The sequence below is a fragment of the Flavobacterium sp. genome (assembly GCF_044341265.1).
In the GTDB taxonomy this organism is placed as follows: Bacteria; Bacteroidota; Bacteroidia; order Flavobacteriales; family Flavobacteriaceae; genus Flavobacterium.
Genome location: NZ_JBIISA010000010.1, coordinates 1 through 23,961 on the forward strand (window position 1 = coordinate 1; position 23,961 = coordinate 23,961).

Annotated in this window: 20 protein-coding genes; 7 read left to right on the forward strand and 13 right to left on the reverse strand. The window is 31.5% G+C overall.

The window, feature by feature from the left end; all coding sequences use genetic code 11:
- Nucleotides 1-141: 141 nt before the first annotated feature.
- From ACIQ06_RS06735 to ACIQ06_RS06750, 4 genes are all read right to left on the reverse strand, one after another.
- Nucleotides 142-810 (reverse strand): response regulator, encoded by a 669-nt coding sequence (locus ACIQ06_RS06735; RefSeq protein ID WP_396144753.1) that lies wholly within the window; start codon nt 808-810, stop codon nt 142-144.
- A gap of 2 nt (nt 811-812) precedes the next feature.
- Nucleotides 813-2,849, reverse strand: coding sequence for a tetratricopeptide repeat protein (locus ACIQ06_RS06740; protein ID WP_396144755.1), 2,037 nt, complete (start codon nt 2,847-2,849; stop codon nt 813-815).
- 101 nt (nt 2,850-2,950) lie between these two features.
- Complete coding sequence (locus ACIQ06_RS06745) at nt 2,951-3,247, reverse strand: hypothetical protein (protein ID WP_396144757.1); 297 nt, start codon at nt 3,245-3,247, stop codon at nt 2,951-2,953.
- Nucleotides 3,248-3,636: 389 nt separating this feature from the next.
- On the reverse strand, nt 3,637-4,659 hold the full coding sequence (locus tag ACIQ06_RS06750; protein WP_396144760.1) for a LytR/AlgR family response regulator transcription factor: 1,023 nt from the start codon (nt 4,657-4,659) through the stop codon (nt 3,637-3,639).
- Nucleotides 4,660-5,427: 768 nt separating this feature from the next.
- Between ACIQ06_RS06750 and ACIQ06_RS06755 the strand changes: the two genes are divergently transcribed.
- Both ACIQ06_RS06755 and ACIQ06_RS06760 read left to right on the forward strand, forming a co-directional pair.
- Complete coding sequence (locus ACIQ06_RS06755; RefSeq protein WP_396144762.1) at nt 5,428-5,745, forward strand: ArsR/SmtB family transcription factor; 318 nt, start codon at nt 5,428-5,430, stop codon at nt 5,743-5,745.
- A gap of 60 nt (nt 5,746-5,805) precedes the next feature.
- Nucleotides 5,806-6,354: a hypothetical protein gene (locus ACIQ06_RS06760; RefSeq protein WP_396144764.1), complete on the forward strand. Its 549-nt coding sequence runs from the start codon at nt 5,806-5,808 to the stop codon at nt 6,352-6,354.
- A 77-nt stretch (nt 6,355-6,431) separates the two neighbouring features.
- On the opposite strand, the gene ACIQ06_RS06765 is transcribed toward ACIQ06_RS06760, so the two are convergent.
- Nucleotides 6,432-7,976 carry a glycine--tRNA ligase gene (locus ACIQ06_RS06765; RefSeq protein WP_396144766.1) on the reverse strand — a complete coding sequence of 515 codons (1,545 nt, stop codon included), beginning with the start codon at nt 7,974-7,976 and terminating at the stop codon, nt 6,432-6,434.
- A 96-nt stretch (nt 7,977-8,072) separates the two neighbouring features.
- Between ACIQ06_RS06765 and ACIQ06_RS06770 the strand changes: the two genes are divergently transcribed.
- On the forward strand, nt 8,073-8,753 hold the full coding sequence (locus ACIQ06_RS06770) for a ComF family protein (protein ID WP_396144768.1): 681 nt from the start codon (nt 8,073-8,075) through the stop codon (nt 8,751-8,753).
- An 82-nt stretch (nt 8,754-8,835) separates the two neighbouring features.
- On the forward strand, nt 8,836-10,434 hold the full coding sequence (locus ACIQ06_RS06775; protein WP_396144770.1) for an Ig-like domain-containing protein: 1,599 nt from the start codon (nt 8,836-8,838) through the stop codon (nt 10,432-10,434).
- Between the two features lie 62 nt (nt 10,435-10,496).
- Here ACIQ06_RS06775 and ACIQ06_RS06780 read toward each other — a convergent pair whose 3' ends face one another.
- The 8 genes from ACIQ06_RS06780 to ACIQ06_RS06815 all read right to left on the reverse strand — a co-directional run bounded on the left by ACIQ06_RS06780 (nt 10,497) and on the right by ACIQ06_RS06815 (nt 20,787).
- Complete coding sequence (locus ACIQ06_RS06780; RefSeq protein WP_396144772.1) at nt 10,497-11,261, reverse strand: nitrilase family protein; 765 nt, start codon at nt 11,259-11,261, stop codon at nt 10,497-10,499.
- Nucleotides 11,262-11,344: 83 nt separating this feature from the next.
- Nucleotides 11,345-14,170, reverse strand: a complete 2,826-nt coding sequence (locus tag ACIQ06_RS06785) for a GH92 family glycosyl hydrolase (RefSeq protein ID WP_396144774.1) — start codon at nt 14,168-14,170, stop codon at nt 11,345-11,347.
- A gap of 39 nt (nt 14,171-14,209) precedes the next feature.
- Nucleotides 14,210-15,049 carry an endonuclease/exonuclease/phosphatase family protein gene (locus ACIQ06_RS06790; RefSeq protein WP_396144776.1) on the reverse strand — a complete coding sequence of 280 codons (840 nt, stop codon included), beginning with the start codon at nt 15,047-15,049 and terminating at the stop codon, nt 14,210-14,212.
- Between the two features lie 111 nt (nt 15,050-15,160).
- Nucleotides 15,161-15,922, reverse strand: coding sequence for a succinate dehydrogenase/fumarate reductase iron-sulfur subunit (locus ACIQ06_RS06795; protein WP_344815669.1), 762 nt, complete (start codon nt 15,920-15,922; stop codon nt 15,161-15,163).
- Nucleotides 15,923-15,929: 7 nt separating this feature from the next.
- Nucleotides 15,930-17,939: a fumarate reductase/succinate dehydrogenase flavoprotein subunit gene (locus tag ACIQ06_RS06800; protein ID WP_396144779.1), complete on the reverse strand. Its 2,010-nt coding sequence runs from the start codon at nt 17,937-17,939 to the stop codon at nt 15,930-15,932.
- Between the two features lie 19 nt (nt 17,940-17,958).
- The gene (locus ACIQ06_RS06805) at nt 17,959-18,816 is read right to left on the reverse strand and encodes a succinate dehydrogenase cytochrome b subunit (protein ID WP_396144781.1); all 858 of its coding nucleotides are present in this window, start codon (nt 18,814-18,816) and stop codon (nt 17,959-17,961) included.
- A 161-nt stretch (nt 18,817-18,977) separates the two neighbouring features.
- Nucleotides 18,978-19,856 (reverse strand): hypothetical protein, encoded by an 879-nt coding sequence (locus ACIQ06_RS06810; protein ID WP_396144783.1) that lies wholly within the window; start codon nt 19,854-19,856, stop codon nt 18,978-18,980.
- A gap of 79 nt (nt 19,857-19,935) precedes the next feature.
- Nucleotides 19,936-20,787, reverse strand: coding sequence for a ChaN family lipoprotein (locus ACIQ06_RS06815; RefSeq protein WP_396144784.1), 852 nt, complete (start codon nt 20,785-20,787; stop codon nt 19,936-19,938).
- A gap of 77 nt (nt 20,788-20,864) precedes the next feature.
- On the opposite strand from ACIQ06_RS06815, the gene ACIQ06_RS06820 reads away from it, so the two are divergent.
- From ACIQ06_RS06820 to ACIQ06_RS06830, 3 genes are all read left to right on the forward strand, one after another.
- On the forward strand, nt 20,865-21,461 hold the full coding sequence (locus ACIQ06_RS06820; protein WP_396144786.1) for a Crp/Fnr family transcriptional regulator: 597 nt from the start codon (nt 20,865-20,867) through the stop codon (nt 21,459-21,461).
- 180 nt (nt 21,462-21,641) lie between these two features.
- The gene (locus tag ACIQ06_RS06825) at nt 21,642-22,934 is read left to right on the forward strand and encodes an aminopeptidase P family protein (protein WP_396144788.1); all 1,293 of its coding nucleotides are present in this window, start codon (nt 21,642-21,644) and stop codon (nt 22,932-22,934) included.
- Nucleotides 22,935-23,131: 197 nt separating this feature from the next.
- Entirely contained in the window at nt 23,132-23,914 is a 783-nt protein-coding gene (locus ACIQ06_RS06830; protein WP_396144790.1) for an alpha/beta fold hydrolase, read from the forward strand.
- Nucleotides 23,915-23,961 lie beyond the last annotated feature (47 nt).

Genomic DNA, 23,961 nt, shown 5'->3' on the forward strand with positions numbered 1-23,961 from the left:
AAAAAACAGTTGCAAAAAGTAAAACGCTTATAACGGATGTATAAAATCCTACTATAAGCGTTTTTTTATTCTCTAAAAAACGGTGCTAATCAAAATAAACGATGTTTTTCAGTGCCCTCCGTAATTGTATCGCTTTTTTTTTTATAATAACATGCCTCGGTCTTTGGCAACTGCTGCTAATTCTGAATCATTACATCCTTTAATTCCAAGTAGCTCTTTCATGTTTTCTTTTCTAGTTTTCACAGAACTCGATGAAATTGTTATGTAAAGTGGAATATCGTCATATTTTACACCTTTATTTAAGTAGTGTAAGATTTGTTTGTCTATAACATCAACATACACTTTTTCTTTTTGTTGATTATTCAAAAATTTAATAACCGAATCACTATAATATTTTTCTCCTCTAAGTATTGTTTGTAGAGCTAAAATCATACTTTCAAAACCCAAATCATTTTTTATAACTAAACCAAGAGGATTGATTTCATCAATAATGGATTGCACCTTTAGACTTTCAGAGTGCATTGTTAAGAGAGCAATTTTACATTCTGGCATCTCGCTAATTAGCAACTTTGCAATGTCTTCACCTGTGTTGATGTTTTTTTCTTCGTAGGTAGGCATACTCACATCAAGAAAGGCTAAATCATATTTTGCCGCTGGATTAATTACAGCTTCATATCCTGTTTTACAATCAATTGCTTCATAAAATGTGAATTCAATGTTTTTGTCAGGAAATAATTTGATCACATTTTTATATCCTTGAATAATAAAAGGATGATCGTCAACGATTAATACATTAATATTTTGGGGCATTGTTATACTTTTATAGTTTTATGTTCAAGCGGAACTACAACTAATACTTGAGTTCCTTTATCTTTTTCAGATTTTATTTCAATGGTTCCGTCACTTTCGTGGGTTCTGTCAACCATATTTTTCATTCCAATTCCTTTACTTTTCATTTTTACATCATAGCCTTCGCCATCGTCTACAATATTAAGAATTAAATTTCCTTTTTTATCTTTTTTAAAGTCAACTTTTATAATATTTGCATTGGCATACTTATTTATGTTTTGCAAACTCTCTTGTAGAATTCGATACAAATTAATTTTTGTAGTATTTGAAAGCTTATCCCAATCAATATTTTCGCCAATAGTTGCTGTTAATTTTGCTGGATTTACTTTAGTTTGCTCTTCAAGCAATCCATTAACAATAGCCACAAAGTTATTAATTAAAACAAATTTTTCCCTACTCAACTCATGAGAAATTTCCCGAAGATCTTGCTCAATAGTTTTTAATTCTTCTAAATACCTTAGTCTTTCTTGAACTGCTTCCTCGTCTGTTCTTTTGTTTAAGCCATCAAGATTGAGTCGCAAACCAAACATTCTTCCTAGAACACCATCATGAAGTTCTTTGGCAATTCTATTTTTTTCAAAGACTTTGCCTTCGTCAAGTTTATTTTGTTGTGATATGATTAATTTATATAATTCTTCATTAGCACGTTGCTGAGCTTGGGTAAGAGCAAGTTCTCTTCGTCGTGCTCTTTGTGCTCTCATAAAAAACAGAACCCCAACGAAAGCCATAGTTCCCATAAAGTAGTTAAGAATATCTCTGTTTTGCTCAACTAAACCATCTTTTTCTTTACGAAGTTCATCAGTTTCAAGTGCAATACGAGCAAAACGATCTTTGGAGTTTCTTTCAATAATTTGAAGACTATCACTTATCCGAATATAATCATCAGTGTAGGCAGAAGCATTTTTATCATCAACAATAGAAGCTTGTTTTAATGCTAGGACAATGTTGACAGGAATTTTAGATTCACGAGCAACTCTTAATGCTTCATTTGAGTATTTTATAGCAGAATTGATGTCATTTACTTTTTGATAATATTCTGATAAGTGAATGTAACTTCCAACAATTTCTGTATAACTATTAGATTTCTTTCTAATATTCAATGCTTCTATAAATAACCCAGGTAGTTGACTAAAATAATTAATTTTTAATCTACAATATGCAAGATTATCAATTAGATTTGAATACAATTCAGGGTCTTCAATAATTATGTTTTTATCATTTAAAGCCTTCTCGAAATTTTTTATAGCTTCATTATACTTCTTTTGCTTTAAGAAAAGATATCCTAAATTGTTATAACACACAGCCTCTTGATTTTCTTCGCTCTGTAAATCATAATTTTTAACAATTTCGAGAGCTTTTAAATGAGAGTCTGCTGCTCTTTCATATTCCTTAAGTTCGTTATAAACAAGACCTAACTGGTTTAAAGTTCCATAAAGTTTGTTTTTATCATTTGATTCTTTAAAAATATAATACGCTTTTGACAACGACAATTCTGACCCTAAATAATCTCCTACAAAATATTGAACAATACCCTTATTCAGTAAAACAACCCCATAATTATCATTATCATTTTTTTTTAAATAAATTTTTTCAGCTTTTAAATAATAATAAAAAGAACTATCGAATAGTTCTTCCCTCTTATAATAACTGCCTCGGTATCGATAAAATTTAGCTAAATTTATTGAATCATTATTTGATAATGAATACTTAAATAATTTATCTGCAGTTTTTGTATATTTCTTCCATTGTTTTAGATTGTAATAATTTAACATTATACTAAACAAAGTATCTCTGTTTTTTTTAGTATTCTTTAAATTATTAATAAATAAATAACTTTTGTCTAAAGCTATTATTTTTTTTTGATCTGATAGATTATTACTGTTAACAACATTCATATAATATGACAAACTATCTGATGAAGTTTTTTCAGATATATCATTGCTTTTATTACAGCTAATAAACAAAAGAGAAAATACTAATATTTTAATTTTTTTTACCAATTTTTGAATTGATTTTTTTCAAAAGTAGTAAACATTATCCAAAAAAAAAACTACCAATCGTAATTGGTAGTTTTCTTTGTATCTGTATATGTTTAAAAGAATTAATCACATTGTGTACTTCTTCCGCCGATTGCAAAATCAGTTTGTGTGCTTCTACCTCCAATTGCGAAATCAGTTTGTGTGCTTCTTCCTCCAATTGCGAAATCAGTTTGTGTGCTTCTTCCTCCAATTGCGAAATCTGTTTGTGTACTTCTTCCTCCAATAGCTAAGTCAGTTTGTGTACTTCTTCCTCCAATAGCTAAGTCAGTTTGTGTGCTTCTTCCTCCAATTGGAGATGTAAAAGATGTTAATACCATCATTAAAGAGAATAATCCGAATATTACTAATGATTTTTTCATGATTGTAATTTTATGTTTTTGTTAGACTTTAATTGTTGTTCGCAAAGCCAGTCGTTTAAAACTTGTTTGGGGCTTTTGACGTCGTAAAACTACTACAGCATTAGGTTTCGATAAATACGTTTTCACGTGTATGATGTAGAATGACATCATTTGATAGTGAATGATGCTCAAATTTGGGTGAATGACATTTTTTAAAACCACGTAGTTTTACGTGGTTTTAAAAAAAGAAAAAAACAAGATTAAAACATTGTTTTTCAGTTGTTTACAATTTGTTTTGATTGTTTTAAAAATACAAATATCACTTTAACGAGAAAAAGCGCAGTTTGTCTATGATTAATTTTTAATAAGAAACAGCAAAATGAAGTGCTGTTTTATCAAGAAATGAATACTTAGATTTCTAAGTAATTTCCAGATGCTATTGAAGCTATAATTGCATCAATGTTTTCTTTATAAGATTTAGAAAACGGAAGTTTTGTAGTTGTATTTTTAATGTGGCAAACAGCATTTCCAGTGTGAATTCTAGAAACATAGTCAATATTAAGTATATAACTATTGTGAATTCTAACGAAAGGATAACTAAGAACACCTTCAAAATGCTTTAGTGTTTTAAAAGCAGTAATCATTTCTCCTGTATTTAAATGAATGTCAGTAGAGTTGTTGTCTGCTTGTAGATAGCAAATGTCTTTAGCGTCTATATAACGGTAATCACCGTAAGACTTAACACAAATAATTAAGGGTTTATCTTTTCCTCCTTTAATTTCAAACGTTGTGTTATTTTCTTTTGGTTCAGAAGCTACTTCTTCGCTTATATCAATTTTATCATCGATTAATTCAGTTTCTTCAACATCATTGATTTCTTCACTAGGAATATGTGATTCATTAGTTTCTACAACTTCTTCTTGAACTTCAAAAGTAACCAACTCAATTGGAGTGATTTCTGACTCAATTACAGTTGATTCAACCTTAGCAATGTCTGGAACTATTATTGAAGGTGCACTAACCTTACTAGATATAGTAGAAGAAGTACTAATTGACGATTCTTTATCTAAACGGAATATACTTTTACGAAGCTCCTTAGTTTCTATAGGATTGATTAAATAATCAAAAACACCATATTTATAAGACTGTAAACAAAGTGCATCATTTGTAGTAGTAACAATTATTTTAGGAATTACTGATAAATAGCGGTGTAATTCATTGATAAAAGCCAATGACAACTTAGATTCCTCGTCTTGAGGATCAATTTCAAGAAAAATTACGTCTGGATGGTATTCTAAAACAATATCTATTCCATCTTCATAATTATCAGCCATTGCCAAAAAGGTAAGGTTTTGAAAACTTTCAGCCGTGGCTTTGGTCTTCAACCTATTTTTGGGGTTGTCATCAATAATTACGAATGTAAAATTCTTCAATTGCTTTACTTTTTGGGGTAAAGCATTAGGTTAATGAGTTCACACAACTCATGTTAAATAAAGGATAGTTTTGGGGACTATTTTTTGCTATAAATCACACATTTTACAACGTTACTAAATTAGAAGTTTTGTAGAATATTCAAACAGATGTGAACTACGACTTTTTAACAATATACCCTTTTTAGTTGAAAGGTAGGAAAAGTCGATTAAACGCAATATTATTAAGGTTTTTTCTTACTTTTTTATAAAAATGGGGGAGAAAAAATAAAAATCATATTGTATCTACATATAGCTATAATATAATTTAATAAATAATTATAATACACTGTATTTTAATTATTTATATGTGTTTATTCAAAAAATAATATAAAATAAAAGTCAAACAAAGAAATAATTCTCATCATTGAATTGTAAGTAAAATCGTCAGAAAAAGTAAAAAAGCTAAAAAAATCGTTTCTAATAATAATTATGTTGATGTTGTTAACAACCTTCAAAAAAATTTGACAAAAATCAAGTGTTCTATTTATCGTATTATATCTATATCAAAATATAAAATAGAGCTGTAATACTATCAATTACAGATTGATAAAAGTAAAAACAATAATCTATGGATAAAAAATATCTATAAATGAATTTACAGTAAAAGAATCTTTTCTAAATTTGGAAACAAATTATCTAAAAATTGTAATTCAATTATAAATGATGAAGATAATTTATTTGTGAATTAAAAGATTATAAAAACAAACTATTTTAATTATATATAGCGATATGGGAATCACTAAAACCTTCGGATTTTCCTTTAAAATCAATGAAATGGCCGATGTTTTAAAAGCATTAGGAAATCCAGCTAGATTGAAAGTTATTCAGTTTTTAATGGATAATCCAACATCTTGCTGTGGAGATATTATTGAAGTTTTGCCTTTGGCGCAATCAACAGTTTCAAAACACCTTTCAGAATTAAAAAGAGTAAAATTAATCAAAGGAAAAAATAAAGGAAACAATATATATTACTCACTAAACATTAAAACTTGGGAAAAAGTTAGAGATTTTGTTTTAAGTGAAATCAACCTACCTAAAGAAGATTAAATTTATTGTTAAAATAATTGGTTACGTCATTGATATCATTATTTTTGATTAAAAAACGCAATGAAAAAAATTATAATCTTTAGCTTACTTGGCTTTTCACTTGGTTTTTCCCAAGAAAACACAACCAACCAAACATTTACAAAGAAAAATTTTGGTGATAAAAAACATGAATTAAAATTTGGTGCTTTAAAAATGTTAGGTGGAACCATTTTTGAAGGAACTTATGAATATATTCAAAGTAAAGACTTCACCTTTGGAAGTTCAATTTTGGTAAATTTTGATGCAAAAGGAAATGATTATCCTGAAGATTTTTCATTAACACCTTTTGCAAGATTTTATTTTCAAGAATCTAAAGAATATGGCGCTAAAGGTTTTTTTGTTGAAGGTTTTGGAAAATACAGTTCAGGAACATTTAATAAATATACCGATGATGTAGAACCAACAAAATACAGTGCTGCTTCTCTAGGTATAGCTTTAGGAAAAAAATGGATAAATAATTCTGGATTTGTATTTGAAATTTTAGTTGGTGCAGGAAGAACATTAGGAAATTCAGACGTTGCACCCGATGCATCATTTAGAGGTGACTTAAATATTGGCTATAGATTTTAACAAATGAGATTATAGTAAAAAAGGCGAAAAGTTACACTTTTCGCCTTTTTTATACTTCGTATTTCAAACTTCGTACTTTATATTGTTTTCATTAACCAATTTCTCATAGAAACTTCTTCGTTGATAATTCCTCTTAATTCAGAAATCGCAACTCTATCTTGCTTCATTGAATCTCTGTGACGAATGGTTACTGTTTTATCTTCTAATGTTTGATGATCAACTGTGATACAAAATGGTGTTCCAAGTGCATCTTGACGTCTATAACGTCTTCCTACAGCGTCTTTTTCATCGTATGCTACGTTGAAATCCCATTTTAAATCGTCTATGATACTTTGAGCGACTTCTGGAAGTCCATCTTTTTTAACTAATGGCAAAACAGCCGCTTTTGTTGGTGCTAAAACACTTGGCAAACTCAAAACAGTTCTAGTTGAACCATCTTCAAGAGTTTCTTCTTTTAATGAAGTTGCAAAAACCGATAAAAACATTCTATCCAAACCAACTGATGTTTCTACTACATAAGGAACGTAATTAGAATTAGTTTCGTTATCAAAATATTGTAGTTTTTTACCAGAAAATTGTTCGTGAGCTTTCAAATCGAAATCGGTTCTTGAATGAATTCCTTCTAATTCTTTAAATCCGAATGGGAAGTTGAATTCGATATCAGCAGCAGCATTAGCATAATGCGCCAATTTTTCATGATCGTGGAATCGATAATTTTTCTCACCCAATCCTAAAGATAAATGCCATTTTAAACGGTTAGTTTTCCAGTATTCATACCATTTCATCTCTTCGCCTGGTTTTACAAAAAATTGCATTTCCATTTGTTCGAATTCACGCATACGGAAAATAAACTGTCTAGCAACAATCTCATTTCTAAAGGCTTTACCTGTTTGAGCAATTCCAAAAGGAATTTTCATTCTACCAGTTTTTTGAACATTTAAGAAATTAACAAAAATTCCTTGCGCTGTTTCTGGACGAAGGTACAAATCCATTGCATTTTCAGCAGAAGCACCTAATTTTGTTCCAAACATTAGGTTGAATTGCTTTACATCTGTCCAATTTCTTGAACCTGTTTCTGGGTCAGCAATTTCTAATTCTTCAATTAATGCTTTTACGTCTTCTAAATCGCCATTTCCTAACGATTTACCCATTCGTTCAAGAATTTCTCTCTCTTTTGAAAGATATTCCATTACACGTGGGTTTGTTGTTTTATATTGTTCTTCGTCAAAAGATTCGCCAAAACGTTCGCGCGCTTTTTCGATTTCTTTTTTAGCTTTCAGATTTAATTTTTCGGCATAATCCTCAATTAAAACGTCTGCTCTGTATCTTTTTTTAGAATCTTTGTTGTCAATTAATGGATCGTTAAAAGCATCAACGTGTCCTGAAGCTTTCCAAGTTGTTGGATGCATCAAGATTGCCGCGTCAAGTCCAACAATGTTTTCGTGCATTTGCACCATTGCTTTCCACCAATATTCGCGGATGTTTTTCTTTAATTCAACACCATTTTGTGCATAATCGTAAACTGCACTTAAACCATCGTAAATTTCGCTTGACGGAAAAATAAATCCGTATTCTTTTGCGTGCGAAACCACATTTTTAAATAAATCTTCTTGTTTTGCCATAATGGTGCAAAAATATAAAAGTGAAATTAAAATTTAATATAAATAACCAATGAATCGTTGATTTTTATATTTTTATAAAAATATTAGCCCAATTTAATGATTCAAAGCATCATAAATCTCTTTTTTCCTAAAGCTTGTGCAGGTTGTAATTCGTTTTTATTGAAAGATGAAATTGTAATTTGTACTTCATGCCGACATGATATTCCGCTTACAAATCAACATTTAAGCAAGAACAATGACGTTTTTTCGAAATTTTATGGTCGAATTCCTATAGAATTTGCTTCAAGCTTGATGTATTTTCACAAAAAAGGAATTGTTCAAGAAATGATTCACAAACTGAAATACAAAGGTCATCAAGAAATTGGTGAAGCTATTGGATATTGGTATGCAGAAGAGTTGAAAAATGTTGAAGAACTAAAAGATGTTGATTTCATAATTCCAATTCCGTTACATAAAAAAAGATTTAAAGAACGTGGTTATAATCAAGTAACTACTTTTGGCGAAGCTCTTTCAAAAAGCTGGAACAAATCTTATGATGAAACTATTTTGGTAAGAAATGTTTATTCAAAAACTCAAACTACTAAATCAATTTTTGGAAGAGCTGAAGTTGTAGAAAACATCTTCGGGATTAATTATAACGAATCCCATCACAATAAACATTTTTTATTAATTGACGATGTAATTACAACTGGTTCAACGCTTGAAGCTTGTGGTAGAGAACTGCTAAAAATTCCGGGTTCAAAAATCAGTATTGTTTGTATGGCAATGACGCAGTAGTGATTTTTAGTTAATTATAAATAAAAAGATTTCGTTTCCACTAAATATAATTGTTATTTTGCGGTAAGAAATTAAAGAATTGATGCAAAAAGGTGTTTTTAAATATGTTTTACTATTACTAGTTTTTCTAGTGATTGGATGTGCTAAAAGAGGCTCTATCACTGGCGGTATGAAAGATACTATTGCTCCAAAAATGGTCAATAGTTTACCTAAAAATTTCTCTACAAATTTCACTGGAAAGGAAATAAAAATCAGTTTTAACGAATACATTAAGTTGAAAGACATTAATAAGCAGCTTATCATTTCGCCACCAATGAAGCGTCAACCAGAGATTTTACCTTACAACGCAAGTAAAGTTATTACTATCAGAATTAAAGACACACTTCTTCCAAACACTACTTACAGTTTTAATTTCGGAAAAAGTATTCAAGATAACAACGAAGGAAATCCTTACCAACAATTCAAATATGTTTTTTCTACTGGAAGTTATATAGATTCATTGAATTTGGGTGCAAAAGTAAAAGATGCTATTGAGAGAAAAGTAGATAATTATGTTTCCATAATGCTTTATGATGCCAATGATAAATATAATGATTCCATAATTTACAAACAAGTGCCAAGATATATTACTAACACTTTGGACAGTTTGCAATTGGTTAAATTTGAGAATATTAAAGAAGGAAAATACCGTTTGATTGCTTTGAAAGATGTAAACGGAAACAATAAATTTGATCCTAAAACTGAAAAAATAGGATTTCAAAAGGAATTTATTACTATTCCGAATGATACTATTTACGAATTAGAACTTTTTAAAGAGGAACCAATTTTTAAAGCTGTAAACGCATCACAGGCTTCTGGTTCAAGATTTACCGTTGGATATGAAGGAAATCCTAAAGATATAAAAATAGCGCTTAAAAAGAACTCTGAAACCATTCCTTTTGTGGTTACACAATTACCTAAGAAAGATTCACTTCAAGTATGGTTTAAAGCTATAAAAGGCGATTCATTGAGTATTGATGTTTCAAAGAATAAATTTCAAAAGACCTTTTCTTTAAAAGTTAAAGAACAAAAAAGAGATACTTTAGGATTTAGTTCAGAACAACAAGGAACCATCAGCTTTAGAGATGATTTTGCAATAAAATCGAATGTTCCATTGACAAAATGGGACGTAACGAAAATGAAACTTATTAATAAAGATTCTACAGAAGTAAAATTTACTAATGAGTATGATGAACAAAAGCAAGAGTTAAAGTTTATCTTTAATAAAGAACCTTTAGAAAAATACAATTTAAAAGTTTTGCCGGAAGCATTAACGGATTATTATGATAGAAAAAATGATAGCTTATCTTTTGATTTTTCTACCAACAACTTATCTGATTATGGAAATCTTCGTATAAAACTCGAGAATGTAAAACGTTTTCCTGTTATTGTAGAATTAACTGATAAAGACGGAAAAGTTATTGTTAGTCAATATTCTGAAAAGGAAACGTTATTGAATTTTGACTTAATTGATCCTGCAAAATATACCATTCGTGTAATCTATGACGATGATAAAAATAAGCGATGGACACCAGGAAGCTTTCTAGAACAACGCCAAAGTGAGGAAGTAATTTACTTTCCAAAAGAAGTTGATGTGAGAGCTAACTGGGATGTGGAACAACCAGTTGATGTTGGGAAATAGTTAGTCTGCGAGTTTCGGGTTGCAAGCTTCGAGTTTATATTCAAACTTAGTTTTTTGGAAAATTAAACCAACTTAAATTCATCTCTGTCATTTAGAAAATTTAATTTTTTTCTAGTTTCTATCATTTCGTTTTTATCTAATTCGACTATAAAAACGCCTTCTATTTCTTGAGGTTCTTGAATATAATTTCCAAGAAAATCAACGGCTTGCGAATGTCCGATGTATTCGAGATTATTAGCATCCATACCAACACGATTGACTCCAATTACATAACTCATGTTTTCTACTGCGCGTGCTTTTAGCAAAATATCCCAAGCGTTTACTCGAGGTTTTGGCCAATTGGCTACATAAATCAACACATCATAATTTTCTACATTTCTGGCAAAAACTGGGAAACGTAAATCATAACAAATAAGCGGACAGATTTTGAATCCTTTATATTCTACAATTAATTTATCCTTTCCAGATGTGTAAACTTTGTCTTCTCCTGCTAATGTAAACAGATGGCGTTTATCATAAGTTTGAATTTCTCCTGATGGAAACACAAAAACCAATCGATTGAAATAGTTGCCGTTTTCTTCGATTACTAAACTTCCTGTGATGGCACAATTTTTATCTTTTGCTGTTTCTTTTAGCCATGAAATAGCTTCACCTTGCATGGTTTGAGCTACGTTTTTCGGATTCATTGTAAAACCTGATGTAAACATTTCGGGCAAAACAATTAAATCCACATATTGCGAAATAGCATTTATCTTTTCTTGAAGTAAAGCTTTGTTTTCATTGGGATTTTCCCAGGATAATTCGGTTTGGATTAAGGCTATTTTCATATATGCTGAACTTGTTTCAGTATCTTTTATTAGAACGCGGATGAAACGGATTCACTTCGTGAAAACACGGATTCTCGCAGATTTTATTTAATTGTTATTTCATCTATAAAAATAAACGCATCTCCATTGTAAGGATAACCCAAATGCCATTCTGGTAGTTTTCCGTAATTGTAGGCTTTTACTTTTATATATCTTGCATTGATAGGTTTTGAAGTTGTAAAACTAAAATCTTTAATAGCGTTTTCGTCTTTTTTTGGATCAACGTCATTGGCAACAGTTGATATTAATGTAAAATTGACATTGTCTGTCGAACTATAATATTCTACTTTAGTTGGCATTAAAATCCAAGAACGTTGGTCCTGTAGAAAGGTTGCACTAAAATTGGATACTTCTTTTACATTTTGCAAATCAACAATGGCTTCAAAATCTTGAGTTTGATATCCTTGCCAATCTCCTTTTCTCCAATTTGTTGTTCCATTAATTCCATCTAATAAACCATCCTTTCCACCAGCATGATATTGAGGATTATATGTAGATTTTATATCAATAGTGTAATTGTTTGGTTTTTTGAAGAAGGTTGCTGAAATGGTGTCGCTAACTTTTCCAAATCCATTAGCTAAATAAAATTTAATAGTTGAAGTTTCATTCAAAATTAACTCATTTGAAAACATTTCGAATTTCTTATTATTAATACTATAAAAGTATTCTACTTCGTTATCAAATGAATCAAAAGAAACAATCATTTTATCTTTAAACGATTTACTTTCTGCTTGAATTACTGGAACAGGAATAATGTCTTTAATTAAATCTTCTTCTTTAACTGCATTTGCAACATCAAAATCATCTGTAATTGCATACTTTTCAAATTTAGTATCCAAAAATTTAAAATAACTTTTCGGGGTTTTATTATTCAATGTTTTTAATCCTTTATCAGTAGTAATTTTAATATTTTCAAAGAAAGGTTTAACTATTGACCATTCAATTTGTCCTGGCGTAACCGAATAAATCCCCATTGAACTCAAAACATACCACGCACTCATTTGTCCGCAATCTTCGTTTCCTATTAATCCGTCAGGTGTGTTTTTGTAAAAATTATTTAAAATGTAATGTACTTTCTCTGTAGTTTTTTCTGGTTTTCCAATGTAATTGTACAAATATGCCATGTGATGACTTGGTTCGTTTCCGTGTGCATATTGTCCGATTAATCCAGTTACGTCAACTTGATCTCTTCCTGTAGTTTTACTTTCAGAGTTGAACATTTCGTCTAGTTTGGCTTCAAATTTATCATTTCCACCATACGCTTCAATCATTCCCGGAATATCTTGTGGTACAAAAAACGAATATTGCCAAGAATTTCCTTCGGTAAAATTATTATTGATTTCTCTTGCATCAAATGGTTTATCCCAACCTCCATTTTTCTTTGGTCGCATGAAACCGGTATTCCAATCGAAAATGTTCTTCCAACTTTGTGAACGTTTCATGAAATACTCGTAGTCTTCTTTTTTATTTAAAATTTGAGCCATTTGAGCAATACACCAATCATCGTAAGCATATTCTAAGGTTTTAGAAACGCTTTCGTGTTCATCATCCATTGAAATAAAACCTTGTTTTTTATAAGCATCTAATCCTAAATGATCTAGCATCGCCGAATGCTTTGCGGCTTCAAATGCTTTTTCGTAGTCAAAACCTGTAATTCCTTTTGCCATTGCATCAGCCATAACCGAAACCGAATGATAACCAATCATACAATCGGTTTCATTGGACGCTAATTCCCAAACTGGTAATCTTCCGCCTTGTTCGTATTGTTTTAAAAAAGTATTTATGAAATCGGCAGTGCGTTTCTTTTCGATTAATGTATATAATGGATGTGCGCCACGAAACGTGTCCCAAAGAGAGAAAACCGAGTAATAATCAAATCCTTCACCACTGTGTACTTTATTATCTCTACCGCGGTATTTCCCATCAATATCCTGCGCAATATTGGGCTGAACCATTGTGTGATATAAAGCGGTGTAGAAAATGGACAACTTATCTTTATCTGTTTCTGTAATTTCTATTTTCGATAATTGTTTGTCCCAAAGTTGCTCGGCTTCTTGTTTAACTTTATTAAAATCCCAACCTTTTATTTCAGACATATTCAATTTTGCTCCTTCGTAACTTGTTGGTGAAAGTGAAACTTTTACTGAAATTTTTTCACCTTTTTTAACTTGTTTCGAAAATGCCAATTTTAGTTCCGTACCAGCGAAAAATGTTGGGCTAATTTTCTCATCTGCATGAGAATTTGAAATTTCCAACGGTACAGAAAATTCAATTTGAGCATAAACGTATTGATCTTTTGCCCAAGCTTCGCTTCTTCTTAGAATTTGAATCGTTTTTTTGTCAATAATTTTCACATCGCCATATAGCAATTTATCTCTATGGTTTAAATCTAGAATTATATTAGCTTGTCCAGCGTTATTAAAGGTGTATTCATGAAATCCGACACGTGTAGAAGAGGTTAAACGAACATCAATATTATGTTTATCTAACTTCACTGAATAGAATCCGGCAGTAGCTTTTTCATTAGAATGGGAAAACTTAGAACCATATTCATTTGGAATAAAATTGTGCTCACCCATTGTTGGCATTAGCATAATATCGCCATAATCGGTGCAACCTGTTCCGTTTAAATGTGTGTGAGAAAACCCATAAATTACTGAATCATCATAGTGATATCCTGAACATCCATCCCAACTTCCATCAATTCTGGTATCTGGTGAAAGTTGCACCATTCCAAACGGAACAGTTGCTCCAGGATAAGTATGACCATGACCTCCAGTTCCAATCATTGGATTGACGTATTTGTGATAATTTTGTCCGAATGAAACTATTGAAATAAAAAGAAGTAGTGGCAAAAAAAAGTTTCTCATTATGTTGTTTGTTAGTTTTCCAAAGATAAAAAAATGCTTTTAATTAAAACTTATTTCGGCATAAACTGGCAAATGATCTGATGGATATTTCAAATCTTTTGAGTCACTCAAAACGGCAAATTTTATAACTTTAAGATTGTTATTTTTTGATAAAAAGATGTAATCAATTCTTTTTGTTACCGCTTCATTATGTTTAAAAGCATTGAAAGTACCTGATGGACCAAATGGTTTTTCCATAGAAACATCGTGACTATCAAACATTTCTTTTTTAAGATTTATTATTCGTTCTTCAGATGGTTCAGAGTTGAAATCACCCATAAGAAAGACAGGATAATTTTTAGTATTAAAACACTTAATTTTTGAAAGGATTAATTGTATGGAATTTGTTCGGGCTAATTCTCCTATATGATCAAAATGTGTGTTGAAAACCCAAAATATTTGCTTTGTTTTTTTGTCTTTCAACAAGGCATAAGTGCAAACTCTATTCAGAGCAGCATCCCAACCTTTAGAAATAACTTCTGGAGTTTCCGACAACCAAAATGTACTTTCTTGCAACAATTCAAATTTATCTTTTTTGTAAAATATATTGGATGACTCGCCTTTCCCATTGCCATCTCTACCTACTCCTACATAATTATATTTGGGTAAGGCAGTTGCGATATCAATAACTTGATTGGGTAAGGCTTCTTGAATTCCGAAAACATCTGGATCATAAAATGCTAGTTGCGAGCAGAAATAGTCTTTTCTATTAGACCAAGCATTTTCACCATCGCTTGCCACATCTAAACGAATATTATAAGTCATTAGTTTCAGATTTTGTGCCATTGACAAATTACTAAAAAGTAAAATTACAGTTGATAAAAAAAGAAATTTTTTCATATTAATTTCAAAAATTTGTTCCGTAAAGATAATTGATTTGAATTTTATTAAATAAAAAAACGCATCCAAATAAATGAATGCGTTTTTTAAACTATTTTGATAAGTAGTTAATTACTTAACACTTGCTTTTAAATATTCTCTGTTCATACGAGCGATGTTTTCTAGAGAAATTCCTTTTGGACATTCTACTTCACATGCTCCTGTATTAGTACAGTTTCCGAAACCTTCTTCGTCCATTTGACGCACCATGTTTAATACACGATTTGTAGCTTCAACTTTTCCTTGAGGTAATAATGCATATTGAGAAACTTTTGCTCCAACAAATAACATTGCTGAACCATTTTTACAAGTTGCTACACAAGCACCACAACCAATACAGGCAGCTGCTTCAAAAGCTTTATCTGCATCGTTTTTATTAATAGGAGTTGCATTCGCATCAATTGTATTTCCTGATGTATTTACAGAAACGAAACCACCAGCTTGTTGAATTCTATCAAAAGCACTTCTATCAACAACTAAATCTTTAATTACTGGAAACGCTCTACTTCTCCATGGTTCAACAAAAATTGTGTCACCATCATTGAACATTCTCATGTGCAATTGACAAGTTGTAATTCCTGTATCTGGACCGTGTGCACGACCGTTGATATATAAAGAACACATTCCGCAAATTCCTTCACGACAATCGTGATCAAATGCAATTGGCTCAATTTTATCATTGATTAATTGCTCATTCAATTGGTCTAACATTTCCAAAAACGAACTTGCTGTAGAAACATCATTTAATTTATATGTTTCTAAATTCCCTTTAGCTTTGGAGTTTTTCTGACGCCAAATTTTTAGGGTAATATTTATATTTTTTGCTGCGCTCATAACTCTATTATTTGTAATTTCTTGCGGCTATTTTAATAAACTCGTATTTCAATTCTTCTTTGTGAAGCTCTTCTTTAGTGATATCATCACCTTTGTATTCCCAAGCACCAACAAATGAGAAGTTTTCATCATCACGAAGTGTTTCTCCTTCTGCATCTTGATATTCTTCACGGAAATGACCACCACAAGATTCGTTTCTTTGTAAAGCATCCATTGCCATTAATTGACCTAAATCAATAAAATCTGCAACACGTAATGCTTTTTCTAATTGTGGATTTAGTTCATCTGCGTTTCCAGGAACATTTACATCTCTGTAAAATTCTTCTTTTAAAGCAGTAATTTCAGCAATAGCCTCTTTTAAACCTGCTTCATTTCTACCCATACCAACTTTATTCCACATAATTAATCCTAAACGTTTGTGAAAATGATCCACCGATTTAGAACCTTTGTTATTTAAGAATTTATCAATAGAATCTTTAACTCTATTTTCTGCATCAGCAAATTCTTGAGTATCTGTTGAAATTTTACCAGTTCTAATTTCGTCTGCTAGATAGTTAGAAACTGTATAAGGAAGAACGAAATAACCATCGGCTAAACCTTGCATTAAAGCTGAAGCTCCTAGTCTGTTAGCACCATGGTCAGAGAAATTTGCTTCACCAGCAACGAAACAACCAGGAATTGTAGATTGCAAGTTATAATCAACCCAAACACCACCCATTGTGTAGTGAACTGCTGGATAAATTTTCATTGGGGTTTCATATGGATTTTCATCCGTAATTTTTTGATACATAGTAAACAAGTTACCATATTTCTCTTTCAACCATTGTTTTCCTAAAGAAGTAACTTCCTCAGGAGTTGGATTATGATTTCCTTGCGCGTAAGCTGCTTGTTTTCCTTTATTTTGAATTTCAGTAGAAAAATCTAAGTAAACTCCTTCATTAGTGTCGTTTGCTTCAATTCCTTTTCCTTCGTCACAAACTTCTTTTGCTGCTCTTGAAGCCACATCACGTGGCACTAAATTACCAAAAGCAGGATATTTTCTTTCTAAGAAATAGTCTCTATCTTCTTCTGATAATTGTGTTGGTTTTAATTTTCCTGCACGAATTGCTTCCGCATCTTCTTTTTTCTTAGGAACCCAAATACGACCTGAATTACGTAATGATTCTGACATCAAAGTTAATTTCGCCTGATTGGTTCCGTGAACTGGAATACATGTTGGGTGAATTTGTACAAAACATGGATTAGCAAATAATGCTCCTTGTTTGTGAATTTTCCAACCAGCTGTAACGTTACTTCCCATGGCATTTGTAGAAAGGAAATAAACATTTCCATAACCTCCAGATGCAATAACAACTGCATGAGCTGAATGTCTTTCTAATTCACCTGTTACCAAGTTACGTGCTATAATTCCACGGGCTTTTCCGTCTACTTTTACTAAATCTAACATTTCGTGACGGTTGAACATTTTTACACGTCCAAGTCCAATTTGTCTTGATAAAGCAGAGTATGCTCCTAATAATAATTGTTGTCCCGTTTGTCCAGCAGCATAAAAAGTTCTTTGAACTTGAGTACCACCAAACGAACGGTTATCTAATAATCCACCATAATCACGTGCAAAAGGAACTCCTTGAGCCACACATTGGTCGATAATATTTCCTGAAACTTCTGCTAAACGGTGAACGTTTGCCTCACGAGCTCTGTAATCACCACCTTTAATAGTATCATAGAATAATCTAAAAATACTATCTCCGTCATTTTGGTAATTTTTAGCAGCGTTTATTCCTCCTTGAGCTGCAATTGAGTGCGCACGACGAGGTGAATCTTGAAAACAAAAAGCTTTAACATTATAACCCATTTCACCAAGTGAAGCGGCAGCCGAAGCTCCTGCTAAACCAGTTCCTACAACAATAATGTCAATTTTTGGTCTATTATTTGGGGCAACTAATTTTAAATGATCTTTATAATCAGTCCATTTTTGTGAAATATGCCCTTCTGGTATTTTAGAATCTAACTTCATAATATATATCTGATGTTGATTATTTTAAGAAAAAGTGAATGTAAACTGGAATAATTGCAAACAACAACGGAACAACAATTGCAAAAGCAGTTCCGAAAAACTTGATTTTAGGTGTCCAATTTGGATTATTAAGTCCTAACGATTGGAAAGCGCTTTGAAAACCATGTAACAAGTGAAAAGCTAAAACAGCCATTGCAATCACATAAAGAATTGTTGCAATTAAACCGTATTTTGCATCTTTAAAAAATGCTACTGTAATTTTGTGAAGATCCTTATAACCTTCTCCAACTTTTACTTTTGCCTGAGTATTGTAAAATTCTGTTCTGTTTTCAATGTAAGTTTGAAGACCAGATTTTGTCGCCTCATCATAAGATTTCGCAACTTGTTGCACAGGCAAGTATCCTTCATTAGTTGTTAAGTATAGGTCTTGTTTTTGTCCCATTGCTTCAACAGTAATTGTTTGCAAAGGCATGTTTTTATCAAAATGCATTTTTGCCCAAAAATTAACCATGTGTGTAACAATAAAAACCAAAATCAAAGTTCCCAAGATTGCCATATTTCTAGAAGAAAATGAGCTATTCGCTCCTGGATTGGATTTTGCGTAACCAACTGGTCTTGCTTTAACATTTTGATAGGTTAACATAAAACCATCAACTGCATGAAATAAAATTGAAATGTAGGTTACATAAGAAAGTAACTTAACTGCTGGATTTGAAGTCATAAATAACGCATACTTATTGAATTGTAATGCGTCTCCAAAAATCAATTGTAGATTTCCGGCTAAATGTCCTGCCAAAAACAAGCATAAAAATAAACCCGTAAGAGCCATCCAGTATTTTTTTGCGATAGATGACTTTAAAAGTGCAGATTTTGCCATAAGATTGTATAATTTATTTTAAAAAATCAAACAAAAATACAGCTATTTGACATTAACTACAACCTTTTCGTCGTAATTTATAATCAATTTAAAGTGAGTTTAACACTTGTTGATTTTCAAAGTGTTATATTGACAAAAAAGATGTTTTTTCTTAAACAAAACTACTTTGTGTAAGACGGAATCAATCCTCTTAATCCCATATCAACAACATTCTCACCTTGAGATGGATCAAATTTTCCGTTACCATTAGTATCAATCCATTCAAAACTTTTGTTGGTAGATAATGAAACTGTTATTACAACATTCTTCTTTTCTAATCCTGTAATTTCTAATGGAGTATTAAATTTTCCTGTGACAACACATGAAGTTAAAGGAATTGATGATGTTGCAGCAATTGGATTTGGAACTGTCGTTGCTCCTGCTGGAGCCTGACCTGATGCAGAATATGGAAAATCATTTAGTGCAAAGGCCCAATATCCTTGTGGCTTATTGGCATCAACTTGGAAAAAAGTATTACCAATGCTATGAGTTCCTATATAAGTATTGAATCCTACAAAACTCTCTAAAGTTCCATCATACTCAAGACTCGAACCTGGTTTACGAATTTTTATTTGGTAATTCTGATAGGATAACGAAACTCTCAACCATTCATAACTTCCAATTGCTAAATCTTTAAGAGGGATTTCTAAAAAAGCTTCTCCTTCAGCTACAATTTTAGCTTTACTAAAATCTATTGCATTAGCACCTCCAATTGCTGTTTCTTGACCATGATAAACAATACTTCCATCGCCTAATTGCGTGTTTGCATCTTTGGCAAATTCAATATAATGTGAAGAAATTTTGTTAAAAACAGGTGACTGCGCACCATTACCAAAAGGAACAAATGAAGGCTGACCTAAATTATTCAATCGAGCTTGATTTGGATCAAACTTAAATTTAATAATCAACATAGGTTCTACCTGATTGTCATCTAAATCTTCACAAGAAAAGAAAGAAATGCTTAAGGTTAAAATTGTTAGTAATAAAACTATTTTTTTCATACTTGGTTTTAAGTTTTCTAGCTTCAAATTTATTTTTCAAATAACAAATAAATATAAAGCACGTAAATATTAAACGAATTTAATACGTTTTTGTTACATCTTCATCAATAACGAGAATAAAATCAGCTTTATTGTAATTTTCTTTTTCAAGTTTTGATATGTCTTTTTGTTCAACAGTGGATATTGTTACAATTTCTATGCTTGGATTGTAAGTTTTTAAATACCAATTAATCCCATCAAAATTATCAGAATGAAAAGTCCCATTATAGTGAATGAAAACACTGTTGGCTTTCAAATTTTTATTTATAAAATAAGCCATTGTTGCATCTTTACTAGCTTGAGCTTTTGGCATATTCGGACTTGTATGGTCACCCATCATTTTCATCATTTCAACATAACCAGGAAGTGATGCGTCATAAGGAATTGGTTGAGGAGCAATCCATGTCTTTTCTTCAGACGTAAGAGTTTCTAAAGCTTCAAAACCTTTTTTAGAAACCATAGAAGCATAACGTCTAGGAATATTAGTAGCTATAAAATCAAAGTTATTTTCTTTTGCAAAATCAACTAAAGGTTTATAATCTGTAGGATAATTTTTCCAAAGTCGAGCTGTAGAGTCCAACTTCTTTTGATCGATTTCACCTTTCAAATATTGGTTTAATTGGGTTTGATTATCGGCTTCTATCATTTCTGCACCAAGAACCACAGGTATTTTTGCCGCAACATCTTTAGTCAATTCAAGTTGCAACCAATGTGAAACAGAATTATTATGATATTCTCCAAAAAGAACAACTTGTGTTTTTAAAGATGCTTTTAGCAATTTATCGTAAGAGACTTTCTTTCCGTTTTTATCAAATAGTTGATACGATTTTTTGTCTTGTGCGTGAAGAACAATTGTGAAAAGAAGCAGTAGTGACAAAAATTTAGTTCTCATTATGAAATTTTTTATAAAAATATAGATTTTAATCTGAGTTGAAAACTATTTGGATATTTTTGTTGAAACTTTTACAAATGCCAGTTTTAAAATCAAACGATGCTTTTCTTGATTATTTATGTCAATTTATTGATGTAAAAGATAACTCTATGCAAGAACCTATTGTTAAAGCTAGAGAAACATTTCAAATTTTACATCTTAAGAAAAATGAATTCTTTGTAAAAGAAAATGAAGTTTGTAATCATTTTTGTTTTGTAGAAAGTGGCATTTTACAACATTCCATCGAAATTTTGGATGAAGAAAAAACAACATATTTAGCATTAAGAAATTCGGTTACTTCTTCGTTAAGTAGTTTTTTATTTGGAAAACCTTCGCGAAAAAACATAAAAGCAATTGCCGATTGTAAATTATGGATTGTAGATTTAAAAACTTTCAAAGATTTAATCGAAAACAATAAAGCATTTCATCAATTTTATTACAATGTTATTGAAAAACAAATTTGCTTAATCGATGATTATCGGATTGATTTGCTGACATTAACTCCAGAAGAACGTTATAAAAAACTGCTAGCAACCGAACCCAAATTACTTCAAGAAGTTCCGTTGCATTATTTATCATCATTTTTAGGAATTTCATCGCGTCACATGAGTCGTATTCGTAAAAACATCTTGTAGAATCGCCACTGATTCACAGATTTTTTCTATTTCCATCACTTAAAAATAAATTTTAATCTGTGAATCTGTGGCTAAACAAAAATAACGCCATTTGGCTACACATTAAAAAGATAGTTTGCGTAATTTTGGTAAATAAAATTATCGAATTGTCTAACAATCCAAAAATCTAAAAATCTAAAAATGAAATACCATCAAATAGACCGTGATTTGTTTATTAAAAACAGAGCGAAATTCACGGCGCAAATGAAACCTAACAGTGTTGCCGTTTTTAATTCAAACGATATTTATCCAGTTTCTGCCGATTCTACTTTGCCTTTTGCACAACATCGTGATATTTTTTATCTATCGGGTGTTGATCAAGAAGAAAGTATTTTGTTGCTTTTTCCTGATGCGCCTTATGAGCATTTGCGTGAAATTTTATTCTTAAAAGAAACTAACGAACACATTGCTATTTGGGAAGGCGAAAAGCTTACTAAACAAAGAGCGTTTGAAGTGGCTGGAATTAAAACCGTGATTTGGTTGCAAGATTTTCATAAAACTTTGAAAGAAGTTATGACTTACGCCGACACCATTTACATCAACACCAACGAACATTATCGTGCCGTAATTGAAACGGAAACCCGTGAAGCACGTTTTATCAAATGGTGGAAAGAAAATTATCCAGCGCATAAAGTGGAGAAATCAAATCCTATCTTGCAACGTATACGTTCGGTGAAGGAAAGCGAAGAATTAGACTTAATTCAAGAGGCTTGTAATATCACTGAAAAAGGATTTCGTAGAGTTTTGAATTTCGTAAAACCAAACGTAATGGAATACGAAATCGAAGCCGAATTTGCGCATGAATTTCTAAGAAATCGTTCGAAAGGTTTTGCTTATACGCCAATTATCGCTTCTGGAAACAATGCTAATGTGTTGCATTACATTGAAAACAACCAACAATGTAACGAAGGTGATTTGATTTTGCTTGACGTTGGTGCAGAATACGCAAATTATTCAAGTGATATGACGAGAATGGTTCCGGTTTCGGGACGTTTTTCTGATAGACAAAAAGAAGTGTATAACGCGGTTTTACGTGTAAAAAATGAAGCTACAAAAATGTTGGTTCCAGGAACTTTATGGAAACAATATCATGTAGAAGTTGGTAAAATAATGACTTCAGAACTTTTAGGTTTGGGATTGATTGACAAAGCTGATGTTCAAAATGAAAATCCAGATTGGCCAGCGTATAAAAAATACTTTATGCACGGAACGTCGCACCACATGGGATTAGACACACACGATTACGGATTACTACACGAACCAATGCAAGCTAATATGGTGTTCACGGTTGAACCAGGAATATACATTCCAGCAGAAGGTTTCGGAATTCGTATTGAAGACGATATGGTAATTCAAGAGAAAGGTGAAGCATTCAACTTGATGAGAAACATTCCTATTGAAGTGGATGAGATTGAATCGATAATGAATAGTTAACAGTTGTCGGTTGACAGTTTTCAGTTAAAACGGTTTGCGAAAGTGAGCCGTTTTTTTATGTTCCTAGTTGTCATTCCGTAGGAATCTCACTCGTGATTACTTTGTGTGATTTCTCCTTCGTCGAAATGACAAAACAATTGCAAATTAAACTTTTCATTACAATTGAATTCGAGTTTAAAAAATTCTACTTTTACACCATGAAAACCACTATTTACAAAAACACAAAAATCTCTTTCACCGACCAAGGAAAAGGTACGGCTGTAGTTTTACTGCATGGTTTTTATGAAAATAAAGAAATGTGGAATGCTTTTGTGCCTGAGTTTTCAAAGAAACACCGCGTTATTGCTATTGATTTATTGGGTCACGGACAAACCGAATGTTTGGGTTATGTGCACTCAATGGAAGATCAAGCCGATATGGTGCATCACGTTTTGCATGAATTGAAAATTAGAAAAGCGGTTTTGGTGGGTCATTCTATGGGCGGTTATATTGCTTTGGCTTTCGCCGAATTGTATCCAGATGCTATGAAAGGTTTGGTGCTTTTAAACTCCACTTCAAGAGCTGATAGCGACGAACGAAAAGCCAATCGTGACCGAGCCATTATTGCTGTAAAAAAGAATTATGTGGCTTGCATCAGAATGAGTGTTGCGAATTTATTCAGTGAAAAAAATCGTGAAATTCTATTGGATGAAATTGAATATGTAAAGTTGGAAGCTCTAAAAACGCCACTTCAAGGCATTGTTGCTTGTCAAGAAGGCATGAAAATTAGAAAAGATAGAGAAGTGATTTTGCATTTTGCCAATTATCCAATGTTATTGATTTTAGGAAAAGAAGATCCTGTTTTAAATTATGATGAAAACGTTGATCAAATTGAAGGAACCAACGTAAAACTACACACTTTCCCTGACGGACACATGAGTCATATTGAAAATAAGGAAGAATTGTTGGTGGTTTTGGGTGAGTTTTTAAAAAGAGTTTAACCGCAAAGACACGAAGAATGCACTAAGGTCACTAAGTTTTGTTGTTA